The sequence below is a fragment of the Seohaeicola nanhaiensis genome (assembly GCF_042654245.1).
Classification (GTDB): Bacteria; Pseudomonadota; Alphaproteobacteria; order Rhodobacterales; family Rhodobacteraceae; genus Seohaeicola_A; species Seohaeicola_A nanhaiensis.
Genome location: NZ_JBHSGI010000033.1, coordinates 269373 through 294814, shown reverse-complemented (window position 1 = coordinate 294814; position 25442 = coordinate 269373). Strand labels below are relative to the sequence as shown.

Here is a 25442-nt window from a genome sequence, read left to right as displayed (position 1 = left end):
TCACAACCATCTGGACACCTTGCGGATTTGTCTAATTAATATACAACTAGACAAATCTCTATCGCACCGCCCCTCCAACAGCAAGAGGCAGACATCATGGCGCGCACACCGGTCTGGACCGCGATCGCGGCGACCCTTCAGGGCGAAATCGCCGCCGGGCAATACGGCCCCGGCGACAAGCTTCCGACCGAGGCGGAACTCGCCACCCGTTTTGGCGTCAACCGCCACACCGTGCGCCGCGCCCTCGCCGACATGGCCGAGCGCGGCATCCTGCGCACCCGCCGCGGCGCCGGGGTCTTTGTCGAGGCGCCGCCCGCCGATTATCCGCTGGGCCGCCGCGTCCGGTTTCACCAGAACATCCGCGCCACCGGGCGGGAACCGGCCAAGCAGGTGCTGCGGGTCGAAACCCGCGCCGCCGACGCGGCCGAGGCAAAGGCGCTGGCGCTGGCGGCCGGCGATCCAGTTGTCGTCTACGAAGGTCTCTCCAGCATTGGCGAGGCGCCGGTCGCGCTGTTCACCAGCACCTTTCCCGCCGCCCGCCTGCCGCGCCTGGCCCACGCTCTGCGCAAGGGCGGTTCGGTGACCGAGGCGCTGGCCGCCAGCGGCGTGCCCGACTATGTGCGGCGCGAAACCCGGATCACCGCCGAGAGCGCCTCGGCCACCCAGGCGCTTCACCTGCGCCTGCGCGATGGTGTGCCTGTGCTCAAGACCGTCGCCGTCAACACGCTGCTGGACGGCACCCCGCTGGAATATGGCGTGACCTTCTTCGCGGGTGAACGGATCGCGCTCACGGTATCGCACGACACGCCGCAGGAATCTCTTGACTGATCGTTCAGTCAGGCCTTTCCTGCGCCCATGAACAAACCCGCCGACTCAGCCTCGACCCTGCCCGCCCGCGACCGGATCCTGAACGCGGCCGAGATCGAATTTTCCGAGGAAGGCTTCTCGGGCGCCGGGATGAAGGCCATCGCCCAGCGCGCCGAAGTCGCGCAGGGTCTGCTGCACTATCATTTCGCAAACAAGGACGGGCTTTACGAGGCGGTGATCGGCCGGCGCGCGGGCAATATCAACGCGGAACGTCTGGCCCGGTTGGACCGCGTCGACCTCGCTGCGCCTGATGCGGTCGAGCGGGTCATGGAAGCTCTGCTGCGCCCGCCGCTGGGTCCGGCCGGAGGTGGCCGCGCCTATGCCCGTATCTTCGCGGGGCTGCTGGTGGGCGTCGCCCGTGATCAGCGGATGGTGCTGGAACATTACGACCCCGTGGCACGCCGCTTCATTGCCGCGCTGCAGACCGCCTGCCCCGGCGCGTCGCCCCAGATCCTGGCCTGGGGCTACAGCTTTGCCATCGGCGCACTGGTGGCGACCGTGGCGCGCAACGACCGTCCCGAGCGGCTGGCCGGCACAGGTGCGTCTCCGGACGTCGACACCATCGTCGCCCGCCTGGTGCGTTTCGCCAGTGGTGGCCTGCGGGCCGCCATCGCCGCGGAGACCGATACGAACTGACACGTCACGGCGCCGGGAGGGGCGCCTTTCTTTGGGAGGAGAAAGACAATGACACTCAAGAGACTGACCCTGGCCACGGCGCTCGCGCCGCTGCTGGCCCTGACGGCGCCCATGACGGCCAGCGCCGATGACTTCAACGTGACCATCGTCGCCGGCCACCCGCCGGTGTTCCGCTGGGTGCGCATGATGCCCGAGGCCTTCATCCCCACGGTCACCGCCGAACTGACCAAGCTTGGCCACACGGTCACCTTCTCGGAACAATACGGCGGCGCGCTGGCGAAGGTGGGCGACGAGCTCGAGGCCGTCGAGGCCGGGCTGGCAGAGATCGGCGCCTGCTCCAGCCTGTTCGACCCGGCCAAGCTGGCGGTGCAGAACGTCACCTATTACACGCCCTTCGTCAGCTCGGACGTTCGGCTGGTCGGCAATGTCGTGAACGACCTGCACGCCAACCTGCCGGCGATGACCGAGGCCTATGCCGAGAACGGCGTCGTCTATATCGGCGCGCCGATCACCATCGACGACTACCTCGTGATGTCGAACTTTCCGATCAATTCGCTGGCCGACCTGCAGGGCCGCAAGATCGCCGCGCCGGGGGCTGCGATCAACTGGCTCTCGGGCACCGGGGCGGTCGGTGTCGCCGGCAACCTCACGACCTATTACAACGAGATCAAGACCGGCGTGTATAACGGCGTGATCGTCTTCGCCTCGGCCGCGCTGCCGGGCAAGCTGTACGAGGTCGCGCCCCATATCACCCGCTTCGGCCTCGGCGCGCAGTATTCCGGCTCGCTCTGCGCCAACAAGGACTGGTGGGACGGGCTGCCGGCAGAGGTGCGCACCGCATTCCTCGCCGGCTCGGCCGCCGCGCAGGACTGGTATACGACCGATCTGGAGAATGCCGTGACCGGCGCGCTGGCCAAGATGGCCGAGGCCGGGGCGACCGTCACTGAGGCGCCCGATGACATGCGCCAGGCCTGGGCCGACGGGATGGACAACGCGGCCAAGAAATGGGCGACCGAGCTGGACGCGCAGGGCAAGCCGGCGAGCGAAATCCTGAAGACCTACATGGACGCGATGCGCGCCGCCGGCGCCAAGCCGCTGCGCAACTGGGACCAGGAATAAACCCTCCCCGACAGGGAGAGTCACCGCCCGTCATCCGTCGCACTTCCCTCTCCCCTTTCGGGGAGAGGGGTCAGGGGTGAGGGGCCACGCCACAATTTGGAACATCAGATGCCAGATCCCCGTCCCGACCCTGCCCCGCTGCGCCTGCTCGATGCGGTCACGCAGGGGCTGAACGTCCTCGGCTCCGCGCTGATCCTGGTGCTGATGGTGCTCTTCGGCCTCGATGTGGGCGGCCGGGTCCTGTTCAACGCCCCGGTCAGCGGCGTGCCGGAACTGGTCACGCTGTCCATCGTCGCCATCGTCTTCCTGCAAATCCCGCAGGCCCTTCGCTCGGGGCGGATGACGCGCTCCGAGGGCTTCCTCACCATGCTGCACGCCCGTGCCCCCGTTGCCGCCCGCTGGATCGAGACGCTGTTCGACCTGATCGGGATCGCGGTCCTGTGGATCATCGTCAGCACCACCTGGCCGATCTTCGCCAAGGCCTGGGAGAGCAACGAATTCATCGGCGCGCTGGGCGATTTCACCGCGCCGGTCTGGCCCGTCAAACTGACCCTGATGGTCGGCGGCGCGATGCTGATCGCGCAATTCGCCGCGCGCATCTGGCGGAGGCACCTGCAATGACCCCCTTCGAAATCGGTCTCCTGTCGCTGGCCGGCATGGGCGCGGCGGTGATGCTGGGCCTCTTCGTGCCCATCGCCCTGATCGCCGCCTCCTATCTCGGGGTCTGGGCGATCAAGGGCTCGCCGCTGCTGGCATCGAAACTGCTGGCGCTGTCGGCCAACGACTCGATCTCCAGCTATTTCTTCGGCGTGGTGCCGCTGTTCGTGCTGATGGGCTTCATCGTTTCCGAGGCCGGCTTCGGGCGGGATGCCTTCGACGTGGCCAATGCGCTGTTCCGCAAGCTTCGCGGGGGTTTGGGTGTCGGAACGGTCGGCGCCAACGCGATCTTCGCCGCGATCACCGGCATCTCCATCGCCTCGGCCGCCGTCTTCACCCGCATCGCGGTGCCGCAGATGATCCGCCACGGCTACACCCCCCGCTTCGCCGTCGGAGTGGTGGCCGGCTCCTCGGTGCTGGGGATGCTGATTCCGCCCTCGCTTCTGCTGATCCTCTTCGGCATCCTGTCGGAACAGAGCATCGGCGACCTGTTCCTCGCCGGTGTCGGCCCCGGCCTGCTCCTGGCCGTGGCCTATGCGCTGGGGATCGTCGCCATGGCGATCTGGTGGCCCGGTTTCGTCGGCACGCCGGATCGCGACAGCGACGAGGGGGCGCTGACCCCGGGCCAGTTCCTGGCCAAGGGGCTGCCCATCGCCCTTCTGATCGGCCTAGTCCTCGGCGGCATCTACGCCGGCTTCTTCACGCCGGTCGAGGCCGGCGCGATGGGTGCCATCGGGGCGTTGCTGCTCGGCTTCGGGATGCGCCGGCTGACCCTGCGGCGGCTCTGGACCGTGCTGGTCGAGACTGGCCTCGTCACCGCCACCGTCTGCTTCCTGATCATCGCGGCGCAGATGTACTCCAAGATGCTCGCGCTCTCGGGCGTGCCCGCCGGTATCGGACAGTTCGCCGCCAATGCCGATCTGGGCCTCTGGGGCGTCATGCTGATCTATGTCGGCATCGTCATCGCCATGGGCATGATCCTCGACTCCTCCTCGATCATGCTGATCCTTGTCCCGCTGATGCTGCCCGTCGTCGTCCCGATGCAGGTCGATCTGGTGTGGTTCGGCATCGTCACCGTGATCGCGGTCGAGATCGGGCTACTGACCCCGCCTTTCGGCCTGTCGGTCTTCGTGATCAAGGCCACGCTGGATGATCCGTCGATCACGCTGGCCGACATTTTCGCCGGCGCGCTGCCCTTCGCGGTGATCATGCTCGCCGTGCTTGGCCTCGTCATGGCCTTCCCCCCCATCGCCACCTTCCTCATCCAGTAAAAGGACCCGCCATGCCCCGCCGTTTCGTCGACCTCTCCGTCCCGCTTGAAATGGGCATCGCCTCGGATCCGCCGATGGCGCTGCCGAAGATCGAGTATTTCACCCACGACCAGACCGCCGACCAGATCCTGTCGTTCTTCCCCGGCCTCAGCCGCGACGACCTGCCGGGTGGCGAAGGCTGGGCGGTGGAGCAGCTGCAGATTTCCACCCACAACGGCACCCATGTGGACGCGCCCTATCACTATCACTCGACCATGAGCGGCGGGCAGAAGTCCTTCACCATCGACGAGGTGCCGCTGGAATGGTGCTATGGTCCGGGGGTCAAGCTGGATTTCCGCGCCAAGCCCGACGGACATGTGATTTCCGCCGCCGAGATCGAGGAAGAGCTCGACCGCATAGGGCATGACCTGCAACCGCTGGACGTGATCCTCGTCAATACCTCGGCCGGGATGCACTACGGCAAGGACGACTTCCTGATGAAAGGCTGCGGCATGGGCCGCGAAGCGACCAACTATCTGACCGGCAAGGGGGTGCGCATGTGCGGCACCGACGCCTGGAGCTGGGACGCCCCCTTTGCCCTGACCGCCCGCAAATACGCCGAGACGAAAGACCCCAGCATCATCTGGGAGGGCCACCGCGCCGGGATGGATCAGGGCTATTGCCAGATCGAGAAGCTGAGCAACCTGGAAGGCCTGCCTTCGACCGGCTTCATGGTCTCGGCCTTCCCGTTCAAGATCAAGGGCGCCTCGGGTGGCTTCACCCGCGCCGTCGCCATCTTCGAGGAGTGAGCGCATGAAACTCGGCACCATCCACCATCAGGGCCGCGACAAGGTGGTCGCGGTGAAATCCGACGCCGAGGTGGTCGATCTCTCCGACCTCTTCCCAGACATGGTCACGCTGGTCGAAGGCGGCCCCGAAGCGCTGGACCAGGCGCGCAAGCGGCTGGCGGAGGGCGCGCCGGTCATCGCTCTGGCCGAGGCCGAGATGCGCTGCCCGATCCGGCCGGTGCAATACCGCGACTGCCTCGTGTTCGAAGAGCATCTGGCCAACTGTCTTGCCGCCTTCGAGAAGAACACCGGCGTCAAGGGACAGATCGCCCCGGTCTGGTACGACCAGCCGATCTATTACAAGGGCAACCGCATGTCCTTCATCGGCAGCGGGCAAGACGTCAGATGGCCTTCCTATGCCGAACATCTGGATGTGGAGCTGGAACTGGCCATCGTCATCGGCAAGAAGGGCACGTCGATCTCGCGCGCAGACGCGCCCGGCCATATCTTCGGCTATACCATCCTGAACGACGTCTCGGCCCGCGACGCCCAGATGAAGGAGATGCCCGGCCAACTTGGCCCCTGCAAGGGCAAGGATTTCGACACCGGCAACATCCTCGGCCCCTGGATCGTCACGGCCGATGAGATCCCCCATCCCGCCGCGTTGAGCATGGACCTGAGCATCAACGGCGAGCGCTGGGGCGGCGGCAATTCGCGCCAGATGCAGCACGACTTCGCGCGGATCATCGAGCATATCTCGATGTCCGAGACGCTCTATCCCGGCGAGGTGATTGGCTCGGGCACCGTGGGCACCGGCTGCGGGCTGGAAACCGGACGCAGGCTGGCCGATGGCGACCGCTTCGAGCTGACGATCGAGGGGATCGGGACGCTGGCCAACCGCATCGTGAAGGGCTGAGCCATGGCCGAACCCAACACCTGGCCCGAGGCCGCCAAGGTGCAGTTCAACTGCACCGGCACGGCGGTCGGCAAGATGCGCAACGAACTGGCGGTGCAAATGGTGCAACCCTTCGAGGAGGAGGTGCACCACATCGCCACCGACGAGGGCAGCTTTCACGGCGGCGAGGCCTCGGCCCCGCCGCCGCTCGCGCTCTTCGTCGCCGGGCTGACCGGCTGCCTGATGACCCAAATCCGCGCCTTCGCGCGCCGGCTTGGGGTCACGCTGGACGACCTGCGCGTCGAGACGCGGGTGATCTGGGACTGGCGCAAGACCGGCCGCACGTATGAGACCGCGCCGAACAGCTTCGAGATCGACGTGCTGATCGAAAGCCCGGACAGTACAGAAAAGGTCGCGGCCCTGATCGCGGCCGCGCAGAAGGGGTGTTTCCTGGAACAGACGCTGGGGCGGGCCAATACGCTGCGCCACCGGTTGAAGCGCGGCGGGAGCTGGATCGACCTCTGACGGCGCGTCCGGCGGCCATCGTCGGGCGGGAGTATTTTTAAAGAGAAGAAGCAGGCGTCGCGGCCCTCTGCCTTCGGCATCAGCGCAGCAGGGTAATGGCCTGATCCGTTTCGGTCTCGCCCCATTCGGTGATCACCCCATCGGGCCAGACCGCGCGCACCCGGACCCGCGTGGCGGCGCCCAGCCCGAAATGCGCGGGCACGGCGCTGCCCCCGGCATGGCCGCCGCCCACCGTGATCTCGCGCCGGCGCGGCGGGCCGGTGCCGTCGTCCACCTCGATCCAGCCGCCCACACCCTGCGAATTCGCCCCTCCGGTCAGCAGCTGGACCGTCAGCCAGTGCCCTTCGGACACGGAGACGTTGCGCCAGACTTCCATCGGCGCGCGGCGGTTGACCACCACCACGTCCAGCAGCCCGTCGCCATCCAGATCGACCAGCGCCGCGCCGCGTCCGCGCGCGAGGCTGGCAAGACCGGCTTCCAGCCCGGCTTCGGCAAAACGCCCGTCCGCCTGCTGGATCAGCAGGTTGTTCGGATCCTCCCAGGCGCTGTCGGGCATCTGTTCGACATTGCCCTTGGCGATGAAGATGTCGTCGCGCCCGTCGTTGGTGACATCGCCAAAGGCCACGTGCCAGCCGGTCGAGGGCCGCCCGTCGCCGCCGGTATAGGGCCGATGTGCCGTGGTGCCGAGACCATAGGGCACATCCTCGAACGCCGGTCCAGACGCGCCCGGCATCCGCCGTTGCAGGCGCTGGTCGCCCATCGAGGTCATCATCACCTCGCCCTGCCCGTCGCCGTCGAGATCCCGCGCGGCGATGCCCATGCCCCAGAGCATGTGGCTCTGCCAGCCGTCCTGCGGCCCATAGAGACGCGGCACCGCATCCATCGCCCACATCTGTTCCTGCCCGCCGCTGACATAGTAATGCCGGTCGTTGCTGACCCGCAGGTCGGCCCGCCGCCCGCCCCAGTCGGAGAACAGCATCGACAGCGGGCAGAACCCCGGCGTCAGCTCCACTGGCGTGCCATAGCGGTCGCCCTCGGGCCGGTAGAGCAGGTTGATGTCGCAGGCGCGGAACGGCCCGTTCGGATCGTCGCGGTTGACGTAGTTGCCGAAGGCGAGCGTGGGGAGCGTGTTCTTGCCCTCCCATGTGGCGGAAAAGGCGGTGGTCCAGCGGGTGTCACTGACAAAGCCCAGATCGGTGAAGGGGGCGAAGGTGCAATCGGGGCTACCCTTCATCAGCATGTTCTCGCCCACGCGCAGCACGGCGAGATCGAGCAGCCCGTCGCCGTCGATATCGAGAGGATAGGCCCCGGTTACCCCGGTCAGGGCCAGCGCATCGGGCGTGGCGGCTTCGAAAACCATCCCGCCGCGATTGCGCAGCAGAAGCGCCGGGTTGGTGCCGCCCGCCGCGTAGAGTTCGGGCAGGCCATCGCCCGAACAGTCGAAGGCGGCGACGCCGCCGCCGACAAAATGCTCCCAGCCGCCGGCATAGACGTGGTCGGGCACCGCGACCGGTTCGAACCGCGGGCCAGCCAGCGCGACCGTCGGCAGCAGGCAGAGCAGAAGGCTAGGCCGCATGGTCGCCGAGCCGCTCCAGCGCCAGATCCGACACCTTGTCCAGCGCATAGGCCGCCGCGCCGCGCGCCCACATCAGGTTGCCCCATTTGTGGATCACCACCTCGGGCGGCGGCTTGTCGACCTGCACGATCGACTTGCGCATCTCGGCGATGACCTCTTCGGCATAGAGATGGTCGAACTGCATCTGCTCGCCCGCCAGGATGATCAGGCCGGGGTCGAAGATATTGACCAGATTCGCCAGTCCCAGCGCAAAGATGCGCCCCGCGCGTTCGACGATCCGCCGCGCCATCTGGTCGCCGTCGCGCGCCGCCGCCAGCAGTGCCTCGATGCGCTCCGCCTGGCTGGCGGTGGCATCGGCGCCGGGCATCGTCGCTACCTCGCGCAGCAGGGCGTAATCGGCGACATAGGCCTCGAGGCAGCCGCGCTGCCCGCAGCGGCACAAGGCGCCGTCCAGATGCACCTTGGTATGGCCGAACTCGGCGCCGCAGCCACGTGTGCCGCGATAGAGCTCCCCGCCGATCACCAGCCCCATGCCGACGCCGCTTTCGATGGTCACCACGATGAAATCCGACTGATCCTGCCCGAGGCCGAAACTCTTCTCGGCCACAGCGACCAGGTTGGCGTCATTGTCGATGAAGGCCGGCAGCCCCAGCCGCGCCGACAGGATCGCGCCGAATTCCACGTTGCGCCGGGCCAGCGAGGGCGACCAGTAGATCATGCCCGAGGTGGCTTCGACGATTCCCGCGATTCCGAACCCGACGCCCGAGATGGCGCTGCGCGCCACCCCGGCCTGCGCCGCCAATGCGTCGATGGCGTCGGCCAGCGCGTCGGCCATGGCCTCGGGCTCGAAGCGAGGGCGGGCCAGCTGCACCTCCAGCTCGGCCAGTTGCGTTCCCTCAAAATCCATCAGCACCAGCGACAGCGTGCGGTCCGAGATCTTGCCGCCCGCCACCAGATGCGCGGCGCCGCGAATCTTGAGATCGACACGCGGGCGCCCGCGCCGTCCCTCCGGATCCTCGCCGCCGGGCGCGATCTCTTCGATCAACCCGCCCTGCAGCAGTTCGGCGGTGATCGTCGTCACCGTGGCGCGGCTGATTCCGGTCTGGTCGGCCAGTTCGATCCGCGGAATTCGGCCCGCCCGGCGGATATCCTGCAACAGCCGCCGCCGCCCGTATTCCCTTTGCAGAACTGCCATCCAGCCCGGCCTCCCCTCCTGCCGGCGCGGCCTGTAAGACCCGCGCGCCGGCAGGTTAGACAATTTAATTTGATTTTCAAATTAAAATGCCCCACCTTTCGGGAACACGCCCGGTGGAGGACCAATAATCCGGGCGCCGAACACCGTGGAGGGAGATCATGAAACTATTCGCATGCGCGACGGCGATTTTCGCCGGCGCTTTCATCGGCACGGCCGCTCTGGCCCAGGACCTGACCGTCGGTGTCAGCTGGTCGAACTTCCAGGAAGAACGCTGGAAGACCGACGAGGCCGCGATCAAGGCGGCGCTGGACGCCGCCGGTGCAAAATACGTCTCGGCTGACGCGCAGTCGTCCTCGGCCAAGCAGCTTACCGATATCGAGAACCTGATCGCCCAGGGCGTCGATGCGCTGATCGTGCTGGGGCAGGACACCCAGGCGGTGATTCCCGCTGTGCAGGCGGCGGCCGACGAGGAGATCCCCGTCATCGCCTATGACCGCCTGATCGAGGATCCGCGCGCCTTCTACCTGACCTTCGACAACGTCGAGGTCGGCCGGATGCAGGCCCGCGCCGTGCTCGCCGCCGCGCCGGAAGGCAATTACGTGATGATCAAGGGCTCGCCCACCGATCCGAACGCCGACTTCCTGCGCGGCGGTCAGCAGGAGGTGCTGAAAGAGGCCATCGACGCGGGCAAGATCAAGATCGTCGGCGAGGCCTATACCGATGGCTGGCTTCCCGCGAACGCCCAGCGCAACATGGAGCAGATCCTGACCGAGCAGGGCAACAAGGTCGACGCCGTGGTCGCCTCGAACGACGGCACCGCCGGTGGCGTGGTGGCGGCGCTGACCGCGCAGGGGATGCAGGGCATTCCGGTCTCGGGGCAGGACGGCGACCATGCCGCGCTGAACCGCGTCGCGGCCGGCACGCAGACCGTGTCGGTCTGGAAGGACGCGCGCGAGTTGGGCAAGGCGGCCGGCGAGATCGCCGTGGCGCTGGCCAAGGGCACCAAGATGGAAGAGATCCCGGGCGCCGTGAAGTTCAAGACGCCCGGCGGCAACGAGATGAACGCCGTCTTCCTTTCGCCGCTGCCGGTGACCAAGGACAACCTTGCCGCCGTGGTCGATGCCGGCTGGATCACCAAGGACGCGCTGTGCCAGGGCGTCACCGGCGGCCCGGCCCCCTGCAACTGATCGCCTGACGCGATTTCGCCGCCGCCCTCAGGGGCGGCGGCCCTTCCCGACGACTGCAGGAGGCGCGGCAGCGGCATGGCCGAGATTTCCCAAGACACACCGCGCAAGCGCGGCCTGATCGAGCAACTCGATCTCGACATGCGCCTGATCGGCATGATCGGCGCGCTGGTGCTGATCGCGCTGGCCTTCAACATCGCGACGGGCGGCAATTTCCTCAGCCCGCGCAACATCTTCAACCTGACGATCCAGACGGTCTCGGTCGCCATCATGGCGACCGGCATGGTCTTCGTGATCGTCACCCGCAACATCGACCTTTCGGTCGGCGCGCTGCTGGCCATCTGTTCGGCGATGATGGCGATGACGCAGGCCCGCTGGCTGCCCGAGGCACTGGGCCTCGACCTCGGCTCGCCGCTGATCGCGCCGATCACGGTGTTCGTCGGTCTGGCTGTCGGCACGCTGATCGGCGCAGTGAACGGCTGGCTGATCGGCTATCAGGCCATCCCGGCCTTCATCGTCACGCTGGGCGGGTTCCTGATCTGGCGCTATGCCGGCTGGTATCTGACCTCGGGACAGACCATCGCGCCGCTGGATCAGACCTTCCTGCTGTTCGGCGGTGCCGAAGGCACGCTGGGTGAGTTCTGGTCGTGGATCGTCGGCCTGGCGCTTGCAATCGCTGCGCTCTGGGCGATCTGGTCGGCGCGGCGCTCGAAGCTGGCGCATGACTTCCCGGTCAAGCCGCTGGCCGCCGAACTCGCCTTGGCCGGGCTGGCGGTCGCCGCGATCCTCGGCTTTGTCGCTATCCTGAACGCCTATGCCATCCCGCGCGGCAAGCTGCGCCGCATCTTCGAGGCGCAGGGGCTGGAGCTGCCCGACGGCTATGTCGCGGGCCATGGCCTGCCCTTCTCGGTTCTGATCCTGATCGTCGTCGCCGTGGCGATGACGCTGATGGCCCGCAAGACCCGCCTCGGGCGGTATATCTTCGCCACCGGCGGAAACCCGGACGCAGCGGAACTCTCGGGCATCAACACGCGGATGCTGACCGTGAAAGTCTTTGCCCTCATGGGCTTTCTCTGCGGCCTCTCCGCCGTGGTCGCCTCGGCCCGGCTGCAAAGCCACGCCAACGACATCGGCACATTGGACGAGTTGCGCGTGATCGCCGCCGCCGTGATCGGCGGCACGGCGCTCGCCGGCGGCAGCGGCACGATCTACGGCGCCATCCTCGGCGCGCTCATCATGCAGTCGCTCGCCAGCGGCATGGGGATGGTCGGCGTCGATTCGCCGTTGCAGAATATCGTGGTGGGGGCCGTACTGGTCTTCGCCGTCTGGATCGACATCCAGTATCGCAAGCGCTGGGGGAAACCATGACCACACCGCTCGTCGAGATGCGCGACATCTCCATCGCCTTCGGCGGCGTCCATGCCGTCGATCACGTGAGCGTCGATCTTCACCCCGGTGAGGTGGTCGGCCTGCTGGGCCACAATGGCGCTGGGAAATCGACGCTGATCAAGATCCTGTCAGGTGCCTACAAGGCCGATTCCGGCGAGATCTACATCAACGGCGAAAAGGCCGAGATCGCCAATCCCCGCGACGCCCGGGCCTACAAGATCGAGACGATCTACCAGACCCTCGCGCTGGCCGACAATCTCGACGCTGCCTCGAACCTGTTTCTCGGGCGCGAACTGGTGACGCCGCTGGGGTTCGTCGATGACGACGCAATGGAGGCCGAGACGCGCAAAATCATGGCCCGGCTCAACCCGAACTTCCGCAAGTTCAACGTGCCGGTGTCGGCGCTCTCGGGTGGCCAGCGCCAGTCGGTGGCCATCGCCCGCGCGGTCTATTTCGATGCCCGGATCCTGATCATGGACGAACCGACCGCCGCGCTCGGCCCGCACGAGACGCAGATGGTGGCCGAACTGATCGAACAGCTCAAGGCACAGGGCATCGGCATCTTCCTCATCAGCCACGACATCCATGACGTGATGAAGCTTTGCGACCGGGCCAGCGTGATGAAGAACGGCAAGCTGGTCGGCACGGTGAATGTCGCCGATGTGACGGACGACGACCTGCTTGGCATGATCATCCTCGGCAAAGCGCCGGCAAAGGCGGCCTGATGGGACCGGACGTGCTTGTCGCCGATGTGGGCGGAACCAATACCCGTCTCTCGCGCGCCGGGCCGGGCGGCTGGCTCGAGGACATCGCGCGCTTTGCCAATGACGACCATCCGAGCTTTGACGCAGTGCTGGAACGTTACCTCTCGGCCCATGCCGGTCCTTTTGCCGCCTGCTGTATCGCCATCGCCGGCCCGATCACACCGGAGCGCGCCAGCCTGACGAACCGCGACTGGACCATCGACCGCGCCGCAATCTCGGCCCGGCTGAACGCGCCGGTGCGTCTGGTCAACGATCTCGCCGCGCTGGGCCATGCCCTGCCGGGACTGGGTGCGGAACAGACCGAAGTCCTGCGCCCCGCCTCGGGCGCCGGAACGCGCAACGGTCAGGCCCTCGTGGCCGGGCTGGGCACCGGGTTCAACGTCTGCCTCGCCAAGACCACATCCGAGGGCCTTGTCGTGGTCGAGGCCGAACTCGGGCACGCCAGCCTTCCGATCAGCGTCTACGAGGCGCTGGAGGAAGCACTGGGTGACAAAGCGGCCTGCTTTCCAAGCGTCGAACACCTGTTCTCGGGCCGCGGTCTGACCCAGCTGCACCGCGCCCTGACCGGCGAGTCCGACCGAGAGGCGGGGCAGATCGTGGCCGAAGCGCCCGACACGGTCCGACTGGCGGCGCGGCTGACCGGCCTGCTGGCCCGGCAACTGGTGTTTCAATATATGCCGCTCGACGGCATCCACTTTGCCGGCAGCGTCGGGCGCGGCATTCTGGGCCCGGTGGGCCGTGACGCCTTCCTGAGCGCGGCCGAACGCGGCGATGGCGCCTATTCCGAGATCGTGTCGCGGGTGCCGCTGGGCCTGATCACCGACGATGCGGCGGCGCTGACGGGTCTTGCCCGGCTGGCCCTGACCCTCGCTCGCCGCTGAAGCCGGGGCCATCTCGCGACAGCCCCGGGTCCGCTATGGGCCTCAGCCCTTCTTCAGGACGCGATTGCCCAGCAGTTCCGCGATCTGAACCGCGTTCAGCGCCGCGCCCTTGCGCAGGTTGTCGCTGACGATCCACATGTTCAGACCGTTGTCGATGGTCGAATCCTGGCGGATCCGGCTGATGAAGGTGGCGAAGTCGCCGACGCATTCGACGGGGGTCACGTAGCCGCCGTTCTCGCGCTTGTCGATCACCATGCAGCCCGGCGCCTCGCGCAGGATGTCACGGGCCTCGTCCTCGTCGAGGAAGTCCTCGGTCTCGATATTCACAGCTTCCGAGTGGCCGACGAAGACCGGCACCCGCACGCAGGTCGCCGTGACCTTGATCGAGGGGTCGACGATCTTCTTGGTCTCGACGACCATCTTCCACTCTTCCTTGGTCTGCCCGTCTTCCATGAAGACGTCGATGTGGGGAATGACGTTGAAGGCGATCTGCTTGGTGAACTTCTTCGCCGGCTTGTCGTCGGTCGGGTTGTAGACGGCCTTGGTCTGATCCCAAAGCTCGTCCATGCCCTCTTTCCCGGCGCCCGAGACGGACTGGTAGGTCGAGACCACCACCCGCTTGATCTTCGCACGGTCATGCAGCGGCTTCAGCGCCACCACCATCTGCGCGGTCGAGCAGTTGGGGTTGGCGATGATGTTCTTCTTGGCATAGCCCATCACCGCGTCCGGGTTCACCTCGGGCACGATCAGCGGCACGTCCGGGTCGTAGCGATAGAGCGACGAGTTGTCGATCACCACGCAGCCGGCCTTGGCCGCCTTGGGCGCATATTGCTTGGTCGCCTCCGACCCGATGGCAAACAGGGCAATGTCCCAGCCGGTAAAGTCGAAGGTGTCCAGGTCCTTAGTCTTGAGGGTCTTGTCGCCAAAGCTGACTTCGGTGCCGATCGATTTTCGGGACGCCAGGGCGGCGATCTCATCGATCGGGAACTGGCGCTCGGCCAGAATGTTCAGCATTTCGCGGCCCACATTGCCTGTGGCGCCCGCAACAACGACGCGGTAACCCATAAGTCTTCTCCAAGATTGTCCGGTGCGATCCGGCGTCGGTCTCTTATCGGCAAAGCGGGACCGGGGAAAGGGAATTAATCCAGGCTGTCCTTCGAGAAGAAATAGACCGCCGTCCCCGCCAGCAGGGCCAAGCCGAAGAACAGGAAGATCGCGCTATAGGGCGCGGTGACGTTGGGCACGCCGGCAAAGCTCTGATGCATCCGCCCCGAGGCGAACTGCATCATGCCCACGCCGCCGATCCCGAAGAGGTTCATCAGAGTCACCCCCCGCCCGGTCAGATGGGCCGGAAAGAAGGCGCGGCCATGTGCGATCATCACCGGGAAGGTGCCGCCCATGAACCCGGCCAGCGCGATCAGTGCGATCGACAGGGTTACTGAATGGTCGATCAGCGCCACCAGCAGCAGCATCGCCGCCGCCCCGCCCAGGTTGCCGGCGAAGATCACCCACTTGCGCGTGCCGAGCAGGCGGTCAAGCGGCCCGAAACTCAGCGTGCCCGCGATCATCGCGCAGCCCATGATCAGCGTGGCGGTGCCGATCTGGCCGGTGTCCAGCCCGAAGACATCGCGCAGATAGGGGCCGATCCACAGGCCCCTCACCGCGCCCGAAGGGGCATAACACACGAACATCATCGGCAGGATCGCCCACATCACCGGCATCCTGAGCAGGGTCAGGACCGATCCCCCAGCCCCGCCCTCGTGGCGCGCCGGGTCACGCACTGTCAGGAATATTCCGACACCCACCGCCGCCGAGGCCGCCGCCAGCGCCCAGAGCGCGCCGCGCCAGCCGATCCATTCCACCGCCAGCGCCATCGGATAGGAGGCGACCAGATTGCCGACCGATCCCATGCCCAGCATCAGCGCCGCCAGCGTGGCAAAGCGCGCGGGCGGATATTCGCGGGCGAAGATGTAGTAGGATGCCATCAGCACCGGCGAACAGCCGATCCCGATCAGCAGCATCGCCGCCTCGACGTGCCAGGGCTGGGCCGCCAGCGCAAAGACCGCCGCGCCCCCGCCACCGCCCAGCAGCAGCAGGACCGAGGCGGTGCGCCGCGGCCCGATCCGGTCGAGCAGCCAGCCGACTGGCAGCTGCATTGCCGCGAAAGCCAGGAACCAGAACCCCGAAGCGCTGGCCAGCTCTTCGGGACCGGCGCCCAGATCGCGCTCCAGCACGGCAGTCATCACCGCGAGAAACGCGCGAAAGAACTGGCTCAGCACATAAGCCAGACACAAGACGATCAGTCCGGCCTGCATGTCGGATGTCCTCCCCCGATAAGGTTCGGTGCCACGCCCGCACGCCAGAGGCAAGCCGGCATCGTCGTACGGTCGATCCACACCGGGTTGTGTTCCCAAATCGCCAGACCCGGTGCTAGACAGACTCATGGAGAGCGACGGCTTCTATGACAGCCTGCCCAGGCTTGCGACCTTCAGCGCGCTGACCGATCCGGCCAGCTATACCCCGCTGCCCGACGACTGGGTGGTGGGCTGCGCCGATATCGTCGGCTCGACCGGCGAGATCGCGGCGGGTCGCTACAAGACGGTCAACATGGTCGGGGCCGGCGTCATCTCGGCGCAGATCAACGCCGCGGGCGGTCGCGCCTTCCCCTATGTCTTCGGCGGCGACGGCGCCGCCTTTGCCTGCGCCCCCGGCCATGCCGCCACCGCCGCTGCGGCGCTGAGCGCGGTTCAGGCCTGGGCCGCGGCCGAATTCGGGATCGAACTGCGCGTGGCGCAAGCGAGCCTCGCCCGGATCCGCGCCGCCGGGCGCGACGTTGCCGTGGCCCGCTATCAGGCTTCGCCCGATGTCGATTACGCCATGTTCGCCGGCGGCGGCCTGGCCTGGCTCGAAGCGCAGATGAAGTCCGGGGCCTTTGCCCTGCCCCCCGCGCCGCCTGGCACGCGGCCCGACCTCACCGGACTGTCCTGCCGCTGGTCGCACATCCCGGCCCGCAACGGCACCATCCTGTCGCTGGTGATCGAACCCGCCAACCGCGTGCCGGGCCCGGCCTTCACCCGGCTTGCCAACTCGGTGCTGTCGATCGTCCGGTCGCTCGACCGCGACGGGCACCCGATCCCCTCGCAGGGCGCCGATGTCAGTTGGCCCGCGGCCGGTGTCGCGCTCGAGGCGCGGACGGCGCGGCAGGGCAATTCGCTCGGGCGGCGTCTCTCGCTCTATGCCCAGACGCTTTTTGCCTGGGCCGTGCTGCGCTTCAATCTGCCGGTCGGCACCTTTGATCCCCGCGCCTACAAGCGCGCGGTCGGGCGCAACGCCGATTTCCGCAAGTTCGACGACGGGCTGAAGATGACGCTCGACTGCGATCCCGACACGGTTCAGCGCCTGCGCGCCGTTCTGGAAAAGGCGCAGGCCGCCGGGGTGATCCGCTATGGCCTCTACGAACAGGACGAGGCGATGATGACCTGCATCGTGCCCTCGGCCATGCAGGACGATCATGTCCATTTCATCGACGGCGCGGCCGGCGGCTATGCCCTGGCGGCGGCCCAGATCAAATCCGGCCCCTCGCTCAGAACAGATTGAAATACTCGGCCTGTTCCCATTCCGAGACGGTGGCCAGATACCGCTCCCACTCGGCCCGCTTGATGCGGACCAGATAGTCGACAAAGTCGTCGCCGAAGGCCTGCCTCAGCAGGGCCGACCTGTCAAAAGCCGCTATGGCGTCCAGCAGGCTGGTCGGCAGCAGCGGCGCGACGCTGTCATAGGGCGACAGCGTCTCGGGGGGCAGCGAGATGCCCTGCGCGATCCCGTCCAGCCCGGCGGCGATCTGGGCCGCGAAGGCGTAATAGGGGTTGGCCGTGCTGTCCGGTGCGCGGTTCTCGATGCGCGAGGCCTTGTCACCCGGCGCCGACAGCAGGCGCAGCATCGCGCCCCGGTTGTCGCGCCCCCAGGCGATGCGGTTCGGGGCCAGTTGGAAGGGCTGATAGCGCTTGTAGCTGTTCACGGTCGGCGCCATCAGCAGCGACAGCGCCGGGGCATGGGCCAGCAGCCCGGCAATCCAGCCCTGCGCTTCGGGACGCAGCGCGCCGTCCGATCCGGGCATGAAAACGTTGGTGCCCTGCGCGTCCGTCACCGACTGGTGCACATGCCAGCCATTCGCCGCGATATTCTCGAGCCTCGGCTTCGCCATGAAGCTGGCGTGCAGTCCCTTGGCCGCGCAGACTTCCTTCACCAGCGTGCGGAACATCACCATCGTCTCGGCCTGGGCCATCGGTGGGCCGGGGTCGAAGGTGAATTCGAACTGGCTTGGCCCCATCTCGATCTCGACCGACCGCACCGGCATCCCCATCGCCTGCGCTGCCCGGCGCAGGCTGTCGAGCATGTCCTCGGCCTCGGCATAACGGGTCTCGGTCAGGAACTGATAGCCCTGCGTCAGCGCCCGCGTCTGCACCGACGCGCCGGGCATCGTGGTCTGACCGTGCGCCAGCCCGGCGTCCAGCCGTTCAAAGACGTGGAACTCCACCTCCAGCCCCATCAGCGCGCGCATCCCCTGCGCCGCCAGCGCGGCCTCGGCCTGCGCCAGCACGGTGCGAGGGGCGAAGGAAATGGGCGAGCCATCGCGGAACACCACATCGGCCAGCAGCCAGGCGGAATGCGGCGCCCAGGGCAGGATCCTCAGGCTGCCCGGATCGGGCACCATCAGCACGTCGCTCGCCCCGCGCATCAGCCCGGCGCCGATGCCCGGATCCTCGGACCAGACCGGGAAGACGGTGCGGTGCGAGGTGTCCTTCAACAGCAGCGTCGAGGGCGCGGCCAACCCGTTGCGCAGGACCGATTCCAGCGCCGAGGCCACGATCGTCTTGCCCCGCAGGATTCCGTGCTGGTCGGCAAAGACCACGCGGATCGTCTCCAGCCCGGCCTCGGAAACCTGCGCCAGCAATGCGGCCGAAGCCGCGTCACGGTCGGGTCCGGTCAGGCCCAGCCGGGCCAGCGCGCCCGGCTCAGACACTGGCGTCCCAGGGACAGGTCGCGCGCCGCGCCACATCGGCCTCGGCGGCCGCCGCGTGCCAGTCGCCGCCGCTGGCGATGGTATCATTCGACACCGGCCCGGTCAGCGCCTCGGTGCCGCCATTTCGCATCGGCAGTTTGTCCAGGTTCCCCGCCTTCACCGCCGCGATGGCGTCTCGCAGGCGCCGGCGGTTGCGGATGATGCCGACATCGGTCTTGCCCAGATGCTCTTCGGTCCGGTCCTGGATACGGCCCATCGATTCCACCGCCCACTGGTCGTGCACGTTGATGTCGAGCCCCATGCCGGTATAGGTCGTGCTCGCCTGCTCGGCCTCATCATAGCCATAGTTGTTGCGCGCGTTCTTGAGCGGCGCGTAATCCGGCAGGCGATGCTCCTTCAGCCGCTGTTCGCGCATCAGCGTCTTGTCGACCGGATTGTTGAAGCTGGTGAACATGGAATACCAGTAGCAGGTCGTGTCATCGACCGGAACATGCCACTGGGTGATGGTCATCTCGCGGCTCATCGGGATGCAGATGGCGCCGGGGAAGATCTGGTTGGTGATGCGCACATGGGTGCGCCCGTCCTCCATGTGGCGCAGCGCGGTCAGGCGCAGGCCCCAGTCGGTGTCGTCCACGCTGATCTCGGGACGCGGATAGTCGCGCAGCAGTTTCGTCATCGGGATTTCGGTATTCCCGGCGGTGTCGCGGAACTGCTTGCCGTAGGACTCCTTCGGGTCCTCGTCCTGCAGGAAGCGGTGCAGGAAGGAGGCATGGGCCGGGTCGATGCCCACCTCCATCGCCTGCAGCCAGTTGCATTCCCACAACCCCTTGAAGGCAAAGACATGGCTGTCCGGCGCGCGGAAGCAGTCGAAATTCGGGAACGGCGGCGGATCGCCCGGCCCCATATAGGCCCAGACGATGCCGTTCTTCTCGACCACCGGATAGGACCGCGCCTTGATTTGCTCGTGCATCCGGCTGCCCTCGGGCTCGCCCGGCTGCTCGACGCACTGCCCCGAGCGGTCGAAATGCCAGCCGTGGAAGGGGCAGCGCAGCCCGTTGTCCTCGAGCCGGCCATAGCAGAAATCGGCCCCACGGTGCGGGCAGCCGCGTTGGATCAGGCCGAGCTTGCCCTCCTGGTCGCGGAACAGCACCAGATCCTCGCCCAGCAGCCGGACCGGCACGACAGGCCGCGCCTTCATCAGCTCGTCCGACAAGGCGGCGGGCTGCCAGTACAGCCGCAGCACCGCGCCCGCGTCGCTGCCGGGGCCAACCCGGGTCAGGCTGTCGTTCTGTTCCTGGCTGATCATTGGCGAGGTCTCCCCTGGCTGTTGACGAATGTGCGTATATCGCACATAGTATCCGTTATCCGCCCAGATTGCCGGATACCGCCGCAGAGAGTCAAGGATGACGACGCAGGATCGCAACACCGCCTCGACCTTCGCCAAGGGGATGGCCGTTCTTGGCGCTTTCGACGGCAGTATGCCCGCGCTGACCCTGGCCGACATCGCCCGCGCCACCGGGCAGGACCGGGCCGCCGCCCGGCGCGGCGCGCTGACACTGGTCCAGCTCGGCTATCTGGCCCAGACCGGGCGCGCCTTTACCCTGACACCGAAGGTGCTGACGCTGGCAGCGGGCTATTTCCGGGCCAACGACTTCGGCCACCGGGTGCAGCCCGTGCTGAACCGCCACGCCGCCCGGCTTGGCGCCGAAATCGTGCTGGCCACGCGCGACGGGACCGAGGTGCTGCTGCTCGCGCAATCCACCCTGCCCAGCGGCCCGGTGTCCTTCGGCTTTACCCCGGGCAGCCGCCTGCCGCTGCTGCACACCAGCCTCGGGCGGATGCTGCTGGCCTGCGAAACCGACCCCGCGCCGCTGGCCTCGACCGCGCCGATGACCGCGCACACCGAACGCTCGCTTGCCAGCCGCGAGTCCGTGATGGAGCAGGTGACGCAGGCACGCGGCGCGGGCTACGCAGAAACCGACGGTGAATTCGAAAGCGGTATCGTCGGCTTCGCCGTCCCGGTCAGCGCACCCGAGGCGGCCGGCATGGTGGTCGGCACGTCGATGCCGCGCGGCAGCGACGGCGAGGCCGCGCTGCGCGCGCTGCGCCTCTGCGCGGCGGAGCTGCGGCAAAGCGGCGTGGGCGCGACGTAAGGCGGGGTTCACCCCGCCATTCTCAGGGCACTTCCCGAAGCGCCGACCCGTCCCAATAATACAGGAACTCACACTCGTTCAGCCCGCGTGCGTTGCAGGTGGCATAGGATGCGCCCAGCCGGATCCCGTCATTGCCGTTGGACAAAGGCACCAGCCCGACGCCCAGCGCCAGCATGGTTTCCGGCGTGCCCGAACGCGGGAAGGTTCCGCTCAGGAAAACATCCGCGCTGCACAGGGACGCGCCGCAAAAGGGCTGCGCCGGCTGCGACAGGCACTCCACCGCGCGCCAGTCGAGGATGATGTCCTCGGTGCCGTCGCCATCGATATTGCCCGACAGCAGGTAATCCGGCCCCCGGTTCGCCGGTCCGTTGCATCCCGCGATCACCGCCTGATCGGCTGCAACCCGCATCGGCGTCGCCGCACCACCGCCATAGGCGGGCGCGAACTCGGCCAGCGCCGGCGGCACCGGAAACCCGGCGGCCACCCAGGCCTCGGCGCAGGTGCGCATCGCTGCACCGGCCGCCTCGGACAATCCGTCCACGGGCAGCTCCCAGGCCTGATCCTGCCCCGGCGCCAGCACCAGCCGGTCGGCCGCCCGCATCGCGCCCAGCATCGGATCGGCCATCGACAGGGTCAGTTCCCAGACCCCAGTCAGCTCGTTCAGCCCGATGGACGGCAGGCGATAGGCGGTCGCCCCGACCCAGAGAAAGATATCCGACCGTGCCTCGGCCCCCGGAATCAGCGCGCCGGAGAACTCCAGCCGGATCGTATAGGGCGCCGACACCGTCTCTTCATGCGCCCCGACCTGGATCGGCGGCAGCCGCGTGGCCGAGGGCGCGTTGCACGACAGCCAGACCTGCACCGGTTCGGGGCTGGCGCTGCCATAGACATAGGCGCCGTCGTCGGCCTTGCTGGCGACCCAGACCTGGGCCGCCGCCGGTCCGGCAAGGCCGATCAGAACAAGGGTGGCGGCGCGGATCATCGCGGTCTCCTCACCGCGCAGGGCGCGCGGCATTTTCAAGAATTCCCAGACAGTGTTATCCACCGTGCAGCTTTGGACAAGACCGCGCCGCCGCGCGATACTGCGCCACGCCGGTCAAAGGAGAGCCTCATGCCAGCCGACTACTACGCCCCCCACGGCGGCCATCCCCCGCAGGAGCAGCTGCTGACCGACCGGGCGATGTTCACCACCGCCTATGCGGTGATCCCCAAGGGGACGATGCGCGACATCACCACCTCCTTCCTGCCGCATTGGGACAAGACCCGCCTCTGGGTCATCGCGCGCCCGCTCTCGGGCTTTGCCGAGACCTTCTCGCATTACCTGATGGAGGTCGCCGCCGGTGGCGGCAGCACCCGCCCCGAGGCCGACCCCGATGCCGAGGGCGTGCTCTTCGTCACCGAGGGCGCGCTGACCCTGACCATCGCGGGCACCGATCACGTGATGGAGCCGGGCGGCTATGCCTACCTGCCGCCGGGCTGCGACTGGCGGCTGGCGAACCACGCCGGCCCCGAGGCGCGCTTTCACTGGATCCGCAAGCGCTATCAGCGCGCCGACGGGATCGACCTGCCCGATCCGATCGTGACCAACGAGCGCACGATCACCCCCGCCGCCATGCCGGGAACCGAAGGCCGCTGGGCGACCACCCGCTTCGTCGGTCTCGACGACATGCGGCACGACATGCATGTCACCATCGTGACCTTCCTGCCCGGCGGCACCATCCCCTTCGCCGAGACTCACGTGATGGAGCACGGGCTTTACGTGCTGCAGGGCAAAGCGGTCTACCGCCTCAATCAGGACTGGGTCGAGGTCGAGGCCGGCGATTACATGTGGCTGCGCGCCTTCTGCCCGCAGGCCTGCTATGCCGGCGGGCCGGGCCCGTTCCGCTATCTCCTCTACAAGGACGTGAACCGGCACATGCCCCTGTCGCTGCGCTGACCGCCCCCCATTGCGGCGCGCCGGAGCCGCTGGCATACCTCGCCCATGCGGATCGCCATCAATGGATTCGGCCGGATCGGCCGCACCGTGCTGCGCCAGGTTCTGACCGGCGCGGACCGGGATATCGACGTGGTGCGGATCAACGATATCGCACCGCTGGACATGTGCGCCTATCTCTTTGCCTGGGACAGCACCTTCGGGCCGTTTCCTTCGCCGGTGACGACGACAGAGGGGCGGATCGACGTGGCCGGGCGAAGCATCCCGGTCAGCCATTCGGCCGATCTCTCCGAGGTCGACCTCACCGGCGTCGACGTGCTGCTCGACTGCACCGGCATCGCCCGCACCTCGGATGTGGCCCGGCGCGGGATCGCGGCGGGCGCGCGCAAGGTGCTGATCTCCGGCCCCTCGCCCGCGGCCGAACTGACCGTGGTGCTGGGCGCCAACGACCACGCGCTGGGGGACGCAAAGGTGGTGTCGAACGCCTCCTGCACCACCAATGCGCTGGCACCGCTGGCCAAACTGCTTCACGGTCTCGGCGGGATCGAGCGGGCGCATATGACCACGATCCACTGCTATACCAACAGCCAACCCATGGTCGACGCGCCGCGCGGCGACTTTGCCCGCAGCCGGGGCGGCGCCCAGTCGATGGTGCCCACCACCACCAGCGCCGCACATCTGGTGGACGAGGTGCTGCCCGAACTCGCCGGCCGCATCACCGGCGCCGCGGTGCGGGTGCCGGTCGCCAGCGTCTCGGCGGTCGACCTGGTGGCCCAGCTCGCGCGCCCGGTGTCGCCCGAGGCGCTGCGCGCGGCGGTCGCGGCCTCGGAGGTGCTGGGCTGGACCGACCTGCCGCTGGTCTCCTCGGATCTCCGCGCGCGACCCGAGTCGCTGGTCATCGCCGGCCCCGAGACCCGCGCCGTCGGACCTCAGGTGCGCGTCTTCGGCTGGTATGACAACGAATGGGGCTTTTCGGCGCGCATGCTCGACGTCGCGGCGCTGATGGCGCGCGCCTGACATCCGCCTTGCGGCGGATTCGCTCCGCGGGGGATATTTTCAGCAAGAGGAAAAGGCGGCCTGCTTTTCCTCTTGCCATAAATATCCTGGGGGGCCGCCCGGAACGGGCGGCGGGGGCAAAGCCCCCTCCGGCCTCTCAGTCCAGCTCTTCCGGAAGGGCGAGATTCAGCACGATGGCGATGAAGGCCGCCGGCAGCAGGCCCGATGTCAGCAGGATCCTGAGCGTCGGGCCGAGGTGCTGCAGCGCTTCGGGCACCAGCTGCAGGCCGAAGCTGACCGACAGCGCCGTGGCGAAGATCACCATGTTGCGGCGATTCCAGGTCACCTCGGACAGCATGTTGACGCCGCTGGCGCAGACCATGCCGAACATCACGATCACGCCGCCGCCCAGCACATGCTCGGGCATGGTGCGGATCACCGCGCCGACCACCGGCATCAGCCCGCAGACGATCAGGAACAGCGCGCCGATGGTGACCACATGGCGGCTCATCACCCCGGTCATCGCCACCAGCCCGACGTTCTGGCTGAACGATGTGTTCGGCAGCGCCCCGAAGACGCCGGCGATGGCGGTGCCCAGACCGTCGGCGAAGGTGGCGCCCGCCACCTCCCTGTCGGTCGCCTCGCGCCCGGCGCCGCCCTTGGTGATCCCGTTGGTGTCGCCCACCGTTTCGATGGCCGAGACGATGGCCATGAAGCACATGCCGATCACGATGGCCCAGTTGATCTGAAAGCCGTATTTGAACGGCACCGGCAGCTCGAACAGCGCCGCCTTGCCGACATTGGCAAAGCTCACCTGCCCCATCGCCGCCGCGACGAGATAGCCCGCGACGATGCCGATGAAGACGGCCGCGACCGAGAGGAAACCTCGCGCGAAGAACTTGATCGCCAGCGTCACCAGTACCACGACGATGGCCGGCCCCCAATAGGCCCAGGAGCCGAAGCTGTCGGCCATCCCCACCGTGCGCTCGGCCACATCGGTGCCAAGCTTGCCGGCGGCGGCGAGATCCAGCGCCGCGGTGTGGCGCAGAACGCCGCCCGCGGCATACTGGATGCCGACCTTGATCAGCGCGAGGCCGATCATCAACACGATCAGCCCGGTCACCAGCGGCGGCAGGGCAAAGCGGATGCGCCCGACGATGAAGCCGAGGCAGAAGTGGAAGATGCCGCCCAGCATGACGCCGGTCATCAAGCCGCCCAATCCCCCGGCACCCAGCCCCGCGACGGCAGGGATCATGATCGGCACGAAGGCGAAGGAGGTTCCCTGCACGATCGGCAGCCGCGCGCCCACGGGGCCAAAGCCGATGGTCTGGAACAGAGTCGCGATGCCGGCGAAGAGCATCGACATCTGAATCATGTAGCTCATGTCCGGGAAGCCGAGCGCCCCCTGGTCCGAGCCGAAGCCGATCCCCGCCGCGCCGGCGACGATGATGGCGGGGGTGACGTTCGAGACGAACATCGCCAGCACGTGCTGGATGCCCAGCGGAATGGCCTGGGCCAGTGCCGGGGTGTAATTCGGATCGCGCAATTGCTCGGGCGTGCCGAGCGAGGTATAAGCCATTTCCCTGTTCCCTATCCGTTGCAGGTCGTTCC

General features: G+C 67.5%; 24 protein-coding genes. 16 read left to right on the top strand and 8 right to left on the bottom strand.

Translation table 11 applies throughout. The annotated features are described in order from the left end of the window. Positions 1-96: 96 nt before the first annotated feature. From phnF to ACFO5X_RS22650, 8 genes are all read left to right on the top strand, one after another. Positions 97-828 carry a phosphonate metabolism transcriptional regulator PhnF gene (gene phnF, locus ACFO5X_RS22685; RefSeq protein WP_380721849.1) on the top strand — a complete coding sequence of 244 codons (732 nt, stop codon included), beginning with the start codon at positions 97-99 and terminating at the stop codon, positions 826-828. 27 nt (positions 829-855) lie between these two features. Further along, positions 856-1503, top strand: a complete 648-nt coding sequence (locus ACFO5X_RS22680) for a TetR/AcrR family transcriptional regulator (RefSeq protein ID WP_380721847.1) — start codon at positions 856-858, stop codon at positions 1501-1503. Positions 1504-1551: 48 nt separating this feature from the next. Next, positions 1552-2622, top strand: coding sequence for a C4-dicarboxylate TRAP transporter substrate-binding protein (locus tag ACFO5X_RS22675; RefSeq protein WP_380721845.1), 1071 nt, complete (start codon positions 1552-1554; stop codon positions 2620-2622). A 108-nt stretch (positions 2623-2730) separates the two neighbouring features. Next, the gene (locus ACFO5X_RS22670; RefSeq protein ID WP_380721843.1) at positions 2731-3243 is read left to right on the top strand and encodes a TRAP transporter small permease subunit; all 513 of its coding nucleotides are present in this window, start codon (positions 2731-2733) and stop codon (positions 3241-3243) included. After that, positions 3240-4550, top strand: a complete 1311-nt coding sequence (locus tag ACFO5X_RS22665) for a TRAP transporter large permease (RefSeq protein WP_380721841.1) — start codon at positions 3240-3242, stop codon at positions 4548-4550. Before ACFO5X_RS22670 ends, ACFO5X_RS22665 begins: the two co-directional genes overlap by 4 nt. Positions 4551-4561: 11 nt before the next feature. After that, positions 4562-5338, top strand: coding sequence for a cyclase family protein (locus ACFO5X_RS22660; RefSeq protein WP_380721839.1), 777 nt, complete (start codon positions 4562-4564; stop codon positions 5336-5338). 4 nt (positions 5339-5342) lie between these two features. Then, the gene (locus ACFO5X_RS22655) at positions 5343-6233 is read left to right on the top strand and encodes a fumarylacetoacetate hydrolase family protein (RefSeq protein ID WP_380721837.1); all 891 of its coding nucleotides are present in this window, start codon (positions 5343-5345) and stop codon (positions 6231-6233) included. 3 nt (positions 6234-6236) lie between these two features. Then, positions 6237-6737, top strand: coding sequence for an OsmC-related (seleno)protein (locus tag ACFO5X_RS22650; RefSeq protein WP_380721835.1), 501 nt, complete (start codon positions 6237-6239; stop codon positions 6735-6737). Between the two features lie 79 nt (positions 6738-6816). On the opposite strand, the gene ACFO5X_RS22645 is transcribed toward ACFO5X_RS22650, so the two are convergent. Beyond that, the gene (locus ACFO5X_RS22645; RefSeq protein WP_380721833.1) at positions 6817-8313 is read right to left on the bottom strand and encodes a CRTAC1 family protein; all 1497 of its coding nucleotides are present in this window, start codon (positions 8311-8313) and stop codon (positions 6817-6819) included. Continuing rightward, on the bottom strand, positions 8303-9508 hold the full coding sequence (locus ACFO5X_RS22640; RefSeq protein ID WP_380721832.1) for an ROK family protein: 1206 nt from the start codon (positions 9506-9508) through the stop codon (positions 8303-8305). The genes ACFO5X_RS22645 and ACFO5X_RS22640 overlap by 11 nt, the downstream gene beginning before the upstream one ends. Positions 9509-9666: 158 nt before the next feature. Between ACFO5X_RS22640 and xylF the strand changes: the two genes are divergently transcribed. The 4 genes from xylF to ACFO5X_RS22620 all read left to right on the top strand — a co-directional run bounded on the left by xylF (position 9667) and on the right by ACFO5X_RS22620 (position 13726). Beyond that, positions 9667-10695, top strand: coding sequence for a D-xylose ABC transporter substrate-binding protein (xylF, locus tag ACFO5X_RS22635; protein WP_380721830.1), 1029 nt, complete (start codon positions 9667-9669; stop codon positions 10693-10695). A 75-nt stretch (positions 10696-10770) separates the two neighbouring features. Further along, positions 10771-12060, top strand: coding sequence for a sugar ABC transporter permease (locus tag ACFO5X_RS22630; protein WP_380721828.1), 1290 nt, complete (start codon positions 10771-10773; stop codon positions 12058-12060). Continuing rightward, entirely contained in the window at positions 12057-12806 is a 750-nt protein-coding gene (locus ACFO5X_RS22625; protein ID WP_380721826.1) for an ATP-binding cassette domain-containing protein, read from the top strand. The genes ACFO5X_RS22630 and ACFO5X_RS22625 overlap by 4 nt, the downstream gene beginning before the upstream one ends. Beyond that, positions 12806-13726, top strand: a complete 921-nt coding sequence (locus tag ACFO5X_RS22620; RefSeq protein ID WP_380721824.1) for a glucokinase — start codon at positions 12806-12808, stop codon at positions 13724-13726. Before ACFO5X_RS22625 ends, ACFO5X_RS22620 begins: the two co-directional genes overlap by 1 nt. Positions 13727-13768: 42 nt before the next feature. Here the strand turns inward: ACFO5X_RS22620 and ACFO5X_RS22615 are convergent, their stop codons facing one another. Then, the gene (locus ACFO5X_RS22615; protein WP_380721822.1) at positions 13769-14791 is read right to left on the bottom strand and encodes an aspartate-semialdehyde dehydrogenase; all 1023 of its coding nucleotides are present in this window, start codon (positions 14789-14791) and stop codon (positions 13769-13771) included. A gap of 74 nt (positions 14792-14865) precedes the next feature. Further along, the gene (locus tag ACFO5X_RS22610; protein ID WP_380721820.1) at positions 14866-16041 is read right to left on the bottom strand and encodes an MFS transporter; all 1176 of its coding nucleotides are present in this window, start codon (positions 16039-16041) and stop codon (positions 14866-14868) included. 127 nt (positions 16042-16168) lie between these two features. Here ACFO5X_RS22610 and ACFO5X_RS22605 point away from each other — a divergent pair, with 127 nt between their 5' ends. After that, complete coding sequence (locus tag ACFO5X_RS22605; RefSeq protein ID WP_380721818.1) at positions 16169-17323, top strand: DUF3095 domain-containing protein; 1155 nt, start codon at positions 16169-16171, stop codon at positions 17321-17323. On the opposite strand, the gene ACFO5X_RS22600 is transcribed toward ACFO5X_RS22605, so the two are convergent. Together ACFO5X_RS22600 and ACFO5X_RS22595 are read right to left on the bottom strand one after the other, a co-directional pair. Next, positions 17310-18749, bottom strand: a complete 1440-nt coding sequence (locus ACFO5X_RS22600) for a glutamine synthetase family protein (RefSeq protein ID WP_380721816.1) — start codon at positions 18747-18749, stop codon at positions 17310-17312. The two genes, ACFO5X_RS22605 and ACFO5X_RS22600, sit on opposite strands and share 14 nt — an antisense overlap. Further along, positions 18742-20055, bottom strand: a complete 1314-nt coding sequence (locus ACFO5X_RS22595; RefSeq protein ID WP_380721814.1) for an aromatic ring-hydroxylating dioxygenase subunit alpha — start codon at positions 20053-20055, stop codon at positions 18742-18744. Before ACFO5X_RS22595 ends, ACFO5X_RS22600 begins: the two co-directional genes overlap by 8 nt. 97 nt (positions 20056-20152) lie before the next feature. Here ACFO5X_RS22595 and ACFO5X_RS22590 point away from each other — a divergent pair, with 97 nt between their 5' ends. Further along, positions 20153-20902 (top strand): IclR family transcriptional regulator, encoded by a 750-nt coding sequence (locus ACFO5X_RS22590; protein WP_380721812.1) that lies wholly within the window; start codon positions 20153-20155, stop codon positions 20900-20902. Positions 20903-20924: 22 nt separating this feature from the next. Here the strand turns inward: ACFO5X_RS22590 and ACFO5X_RS22585 are convergent, their stop codons facing one another. After that, a complete protein-coding gene (locus ACFO5X_RS22585) occupies positions 20925-21884 on the bottom strand; it encodes a hypothetical protein (RefSeq protein ID WP_380721810.1) in 960 nt (319 codons plus the stop codon). A 129-nt stretch (positions 21885-22013) separates the two neighbouring features. Between ACFO5X_RS22585 and ACFO5X_RS22580 the strand changes: the two genes are divergently transcribed. Further along, on the top strand, positions 22014-22838 hold the full coding sequence (locus ACFO5X_RS22580; protein WP_380721808.1) for a bifunctional allantoicase/(S)-ureidoglycine aminohydrolase: 825 nt from the start codon (positions 22014-22016) through the stop codon (positions 22836-22838). Between the two features lie 45 nt (positions 22839-22883). Next, positions 22884-23852 carry a type I glyceraldehyde-3-phosphate dehydrogenase gene (locus tag ACFO5X_RS22575; protein WP_380721806.1) on the top strand — a complete coding sequence of 323 codons (969 nt, stop codon included), beginning with the start codon at positions 22884-22886 and terminating at the stop codon, positions 23850-23852. A 136-nt stretch (positions 23853-23988) separates the two neighbouring features. Here the strand turns inward: ACFO5X_RS22575 and ACFO5X_RS22570 are convergent, their stop codons facing one another. Further along, the gene (locus tag ACFO5X_RS22570) at positions 23989-25410 is read right to left on the bottom strand and encodes a uracil-xanthine permease family protein (RefSeq protein WP_380721804.1); all 1422 of its coding nucleotides are present in this window, start codon (positions 25408-25410) and stop codon (positions 23989-23991) included. Between the last annotated feature and the right edge of the window lie 32 nt (positions 25411-25442).

Coding starts and splice junctions, on each gene's coding strand:
- phnF (WP_380721849.1), top strand. CDS start 97: ATGGCGCGCACACCGGTCTGGACCGCGATCGCGGCGACCCTTCAGGGC.
- ACFO5X_RS22680 (WP_380721847.1), top strand. CDS start 856: ATGAACAAACCCGCCGACTCAGCCTCGACCCTGCCCGCCCGCGACCGG.
- ACFO5X_RS22675 (WP_380721845.1), top strand. CDS start 1,552: ATGACACTCAAGAGACTGACCCTGGCCACGGCGCTCGCGCCGCTGCTG.
- ACFO5X_RS22670 (WP_380721843.1), top strand. CDS start 2,731: ATGCCAGATCCCCGTCCCGACCCTGCCCCGCTGCGCCTGCTCGATGCG.
- ACFO5X_RS22665 (WP_380721841.1), top strand. CDS start 3,240: ATGACCCCCTTCGAAATCGGTCTCCTGTCGCTGGCCGGCATGGGCGCG.
- ACFO5X_RS22660 (WP_380721839.1), top strand. CDS start 4,562: ATGCCCCGCCGTTTCGTCGACCTCTCCGTCCCGCTTGAAATGGGCATC.
- ACFO5X_RS22655 (WP_380721837.1), top strand. CDS start 5,343: ATGAAACTCGGCACCATCCACCATCAGGGCCGCGACAAGGTGGTCGCG.
- ACFO5X_RS22650 (WP_380721835.1), top strand. CDS start 6,237: ATGGCCGAACCCAACACCTGGCCCGAGGCCGCCAAGGTGCAGTTCAAC.
- ACFO5X_RS22645 (WP_380721833.1), bottom strand. CDS start 8,313: ATGCGGCCTAGCCTTCTGCTCTGCCTGCTGCCGACGGTCGCGCTGGCT.
- ACFO5X_RS22640 (WP_380721832.1), bottom strand. CDS start 9,508: ATGGCAGTTCTGCAAAGGGAATACGGGCGGCGGCGGCTGTTGCAGGAT.
- xylF (WP_380721830.1), top strand. CDS start 9,667: ATGAAACTATTCGCATGCGCGACGGCGATTTTCGCCGGCGCTTTCATC.
- ACFO5X_RS22630 (WP_380721828.1), top strand. CDS start 10,771: ATGGCCGAGATTTCCCAAGACACACCGCGCAAGCGCGGCCTGATCGAG.
- ACFO5X_RS22625 (WP_380721826.1), top strand. CDS start 12,057: ATGACCACACCGCTCGTCGAGATGCGCGACATCTCCATCGCCTTCGGC.
- ACFO5X_RS22620 (WP_380721824.1), top strand. CDS start 12,806: ATGGGACCGGACGTGCTTGTCGCCGATGTGGGCGGAACCAATACCCGT.
- ACFO5X_RS22615 (WP_380721822.1), bottom strand. CDS start 14,791: ATGGGTTACCGCGTCGTTGTTGCGGGCGCCACAGGCAATGTGGGCCGC.
- ACFO5X_RS22610 (WP_380721820.1), bottom strand. CDS start 16,041: ATGCAGGCCGGACTGATCGTCTTGTGTCTGGCTTATGTGCTGAGCCAG.
- ACFO5X_RS22605 (WP_380721818.1), top strand. CDS start 16,169: ATGGAGAGCGACGGCTTCTATGACAGCCTGCCCAGGCTTGCGACCTTC.
- ACFO5X_RS22595 (WP_380721814.1), bottom strand. CDS start 20,055: ATGATCAGCCAGGAACAGAACGACAGCCTGACCCGGGTTGGCCCCGGC.
- ACFO5X_RS22590 (WP_380721812.1), top strand. CDS start 20,153: ATGACGACGCAGGATCGCAACACCGCCTCGACCTTCGCCAAGGGGATG.
- ACFO5X_RS22585 (WP_380721810.1), bottom strand. CDS start 21,884: ATGATCCGCGCCGCCACCCTTGTTCTGATCGGCCTTGCCGGACCGGCG.
- ACFO5X_RS22580 (WP_380721808.1), top strand. CDS start 22,014: ATGCCAGCCGACTACTACGCCCCCCACGGCGGCCATCCCCCGCAGGAG.
- ACFO5X_RS22575 (WP_380721806.1), top strand. CDS start 22,884: ATGCGGATCGCCATCAATGGATTCGGCCGGATCGGCCGCACCGTGCTG.
- ACFO5X_RS22570 (WP_380721804.1), bottom strand. CDS start 25,410: ATGGCTTATACCTCGCTCGGCACGCCCGAGCAATTGCGCGATCCGAAT.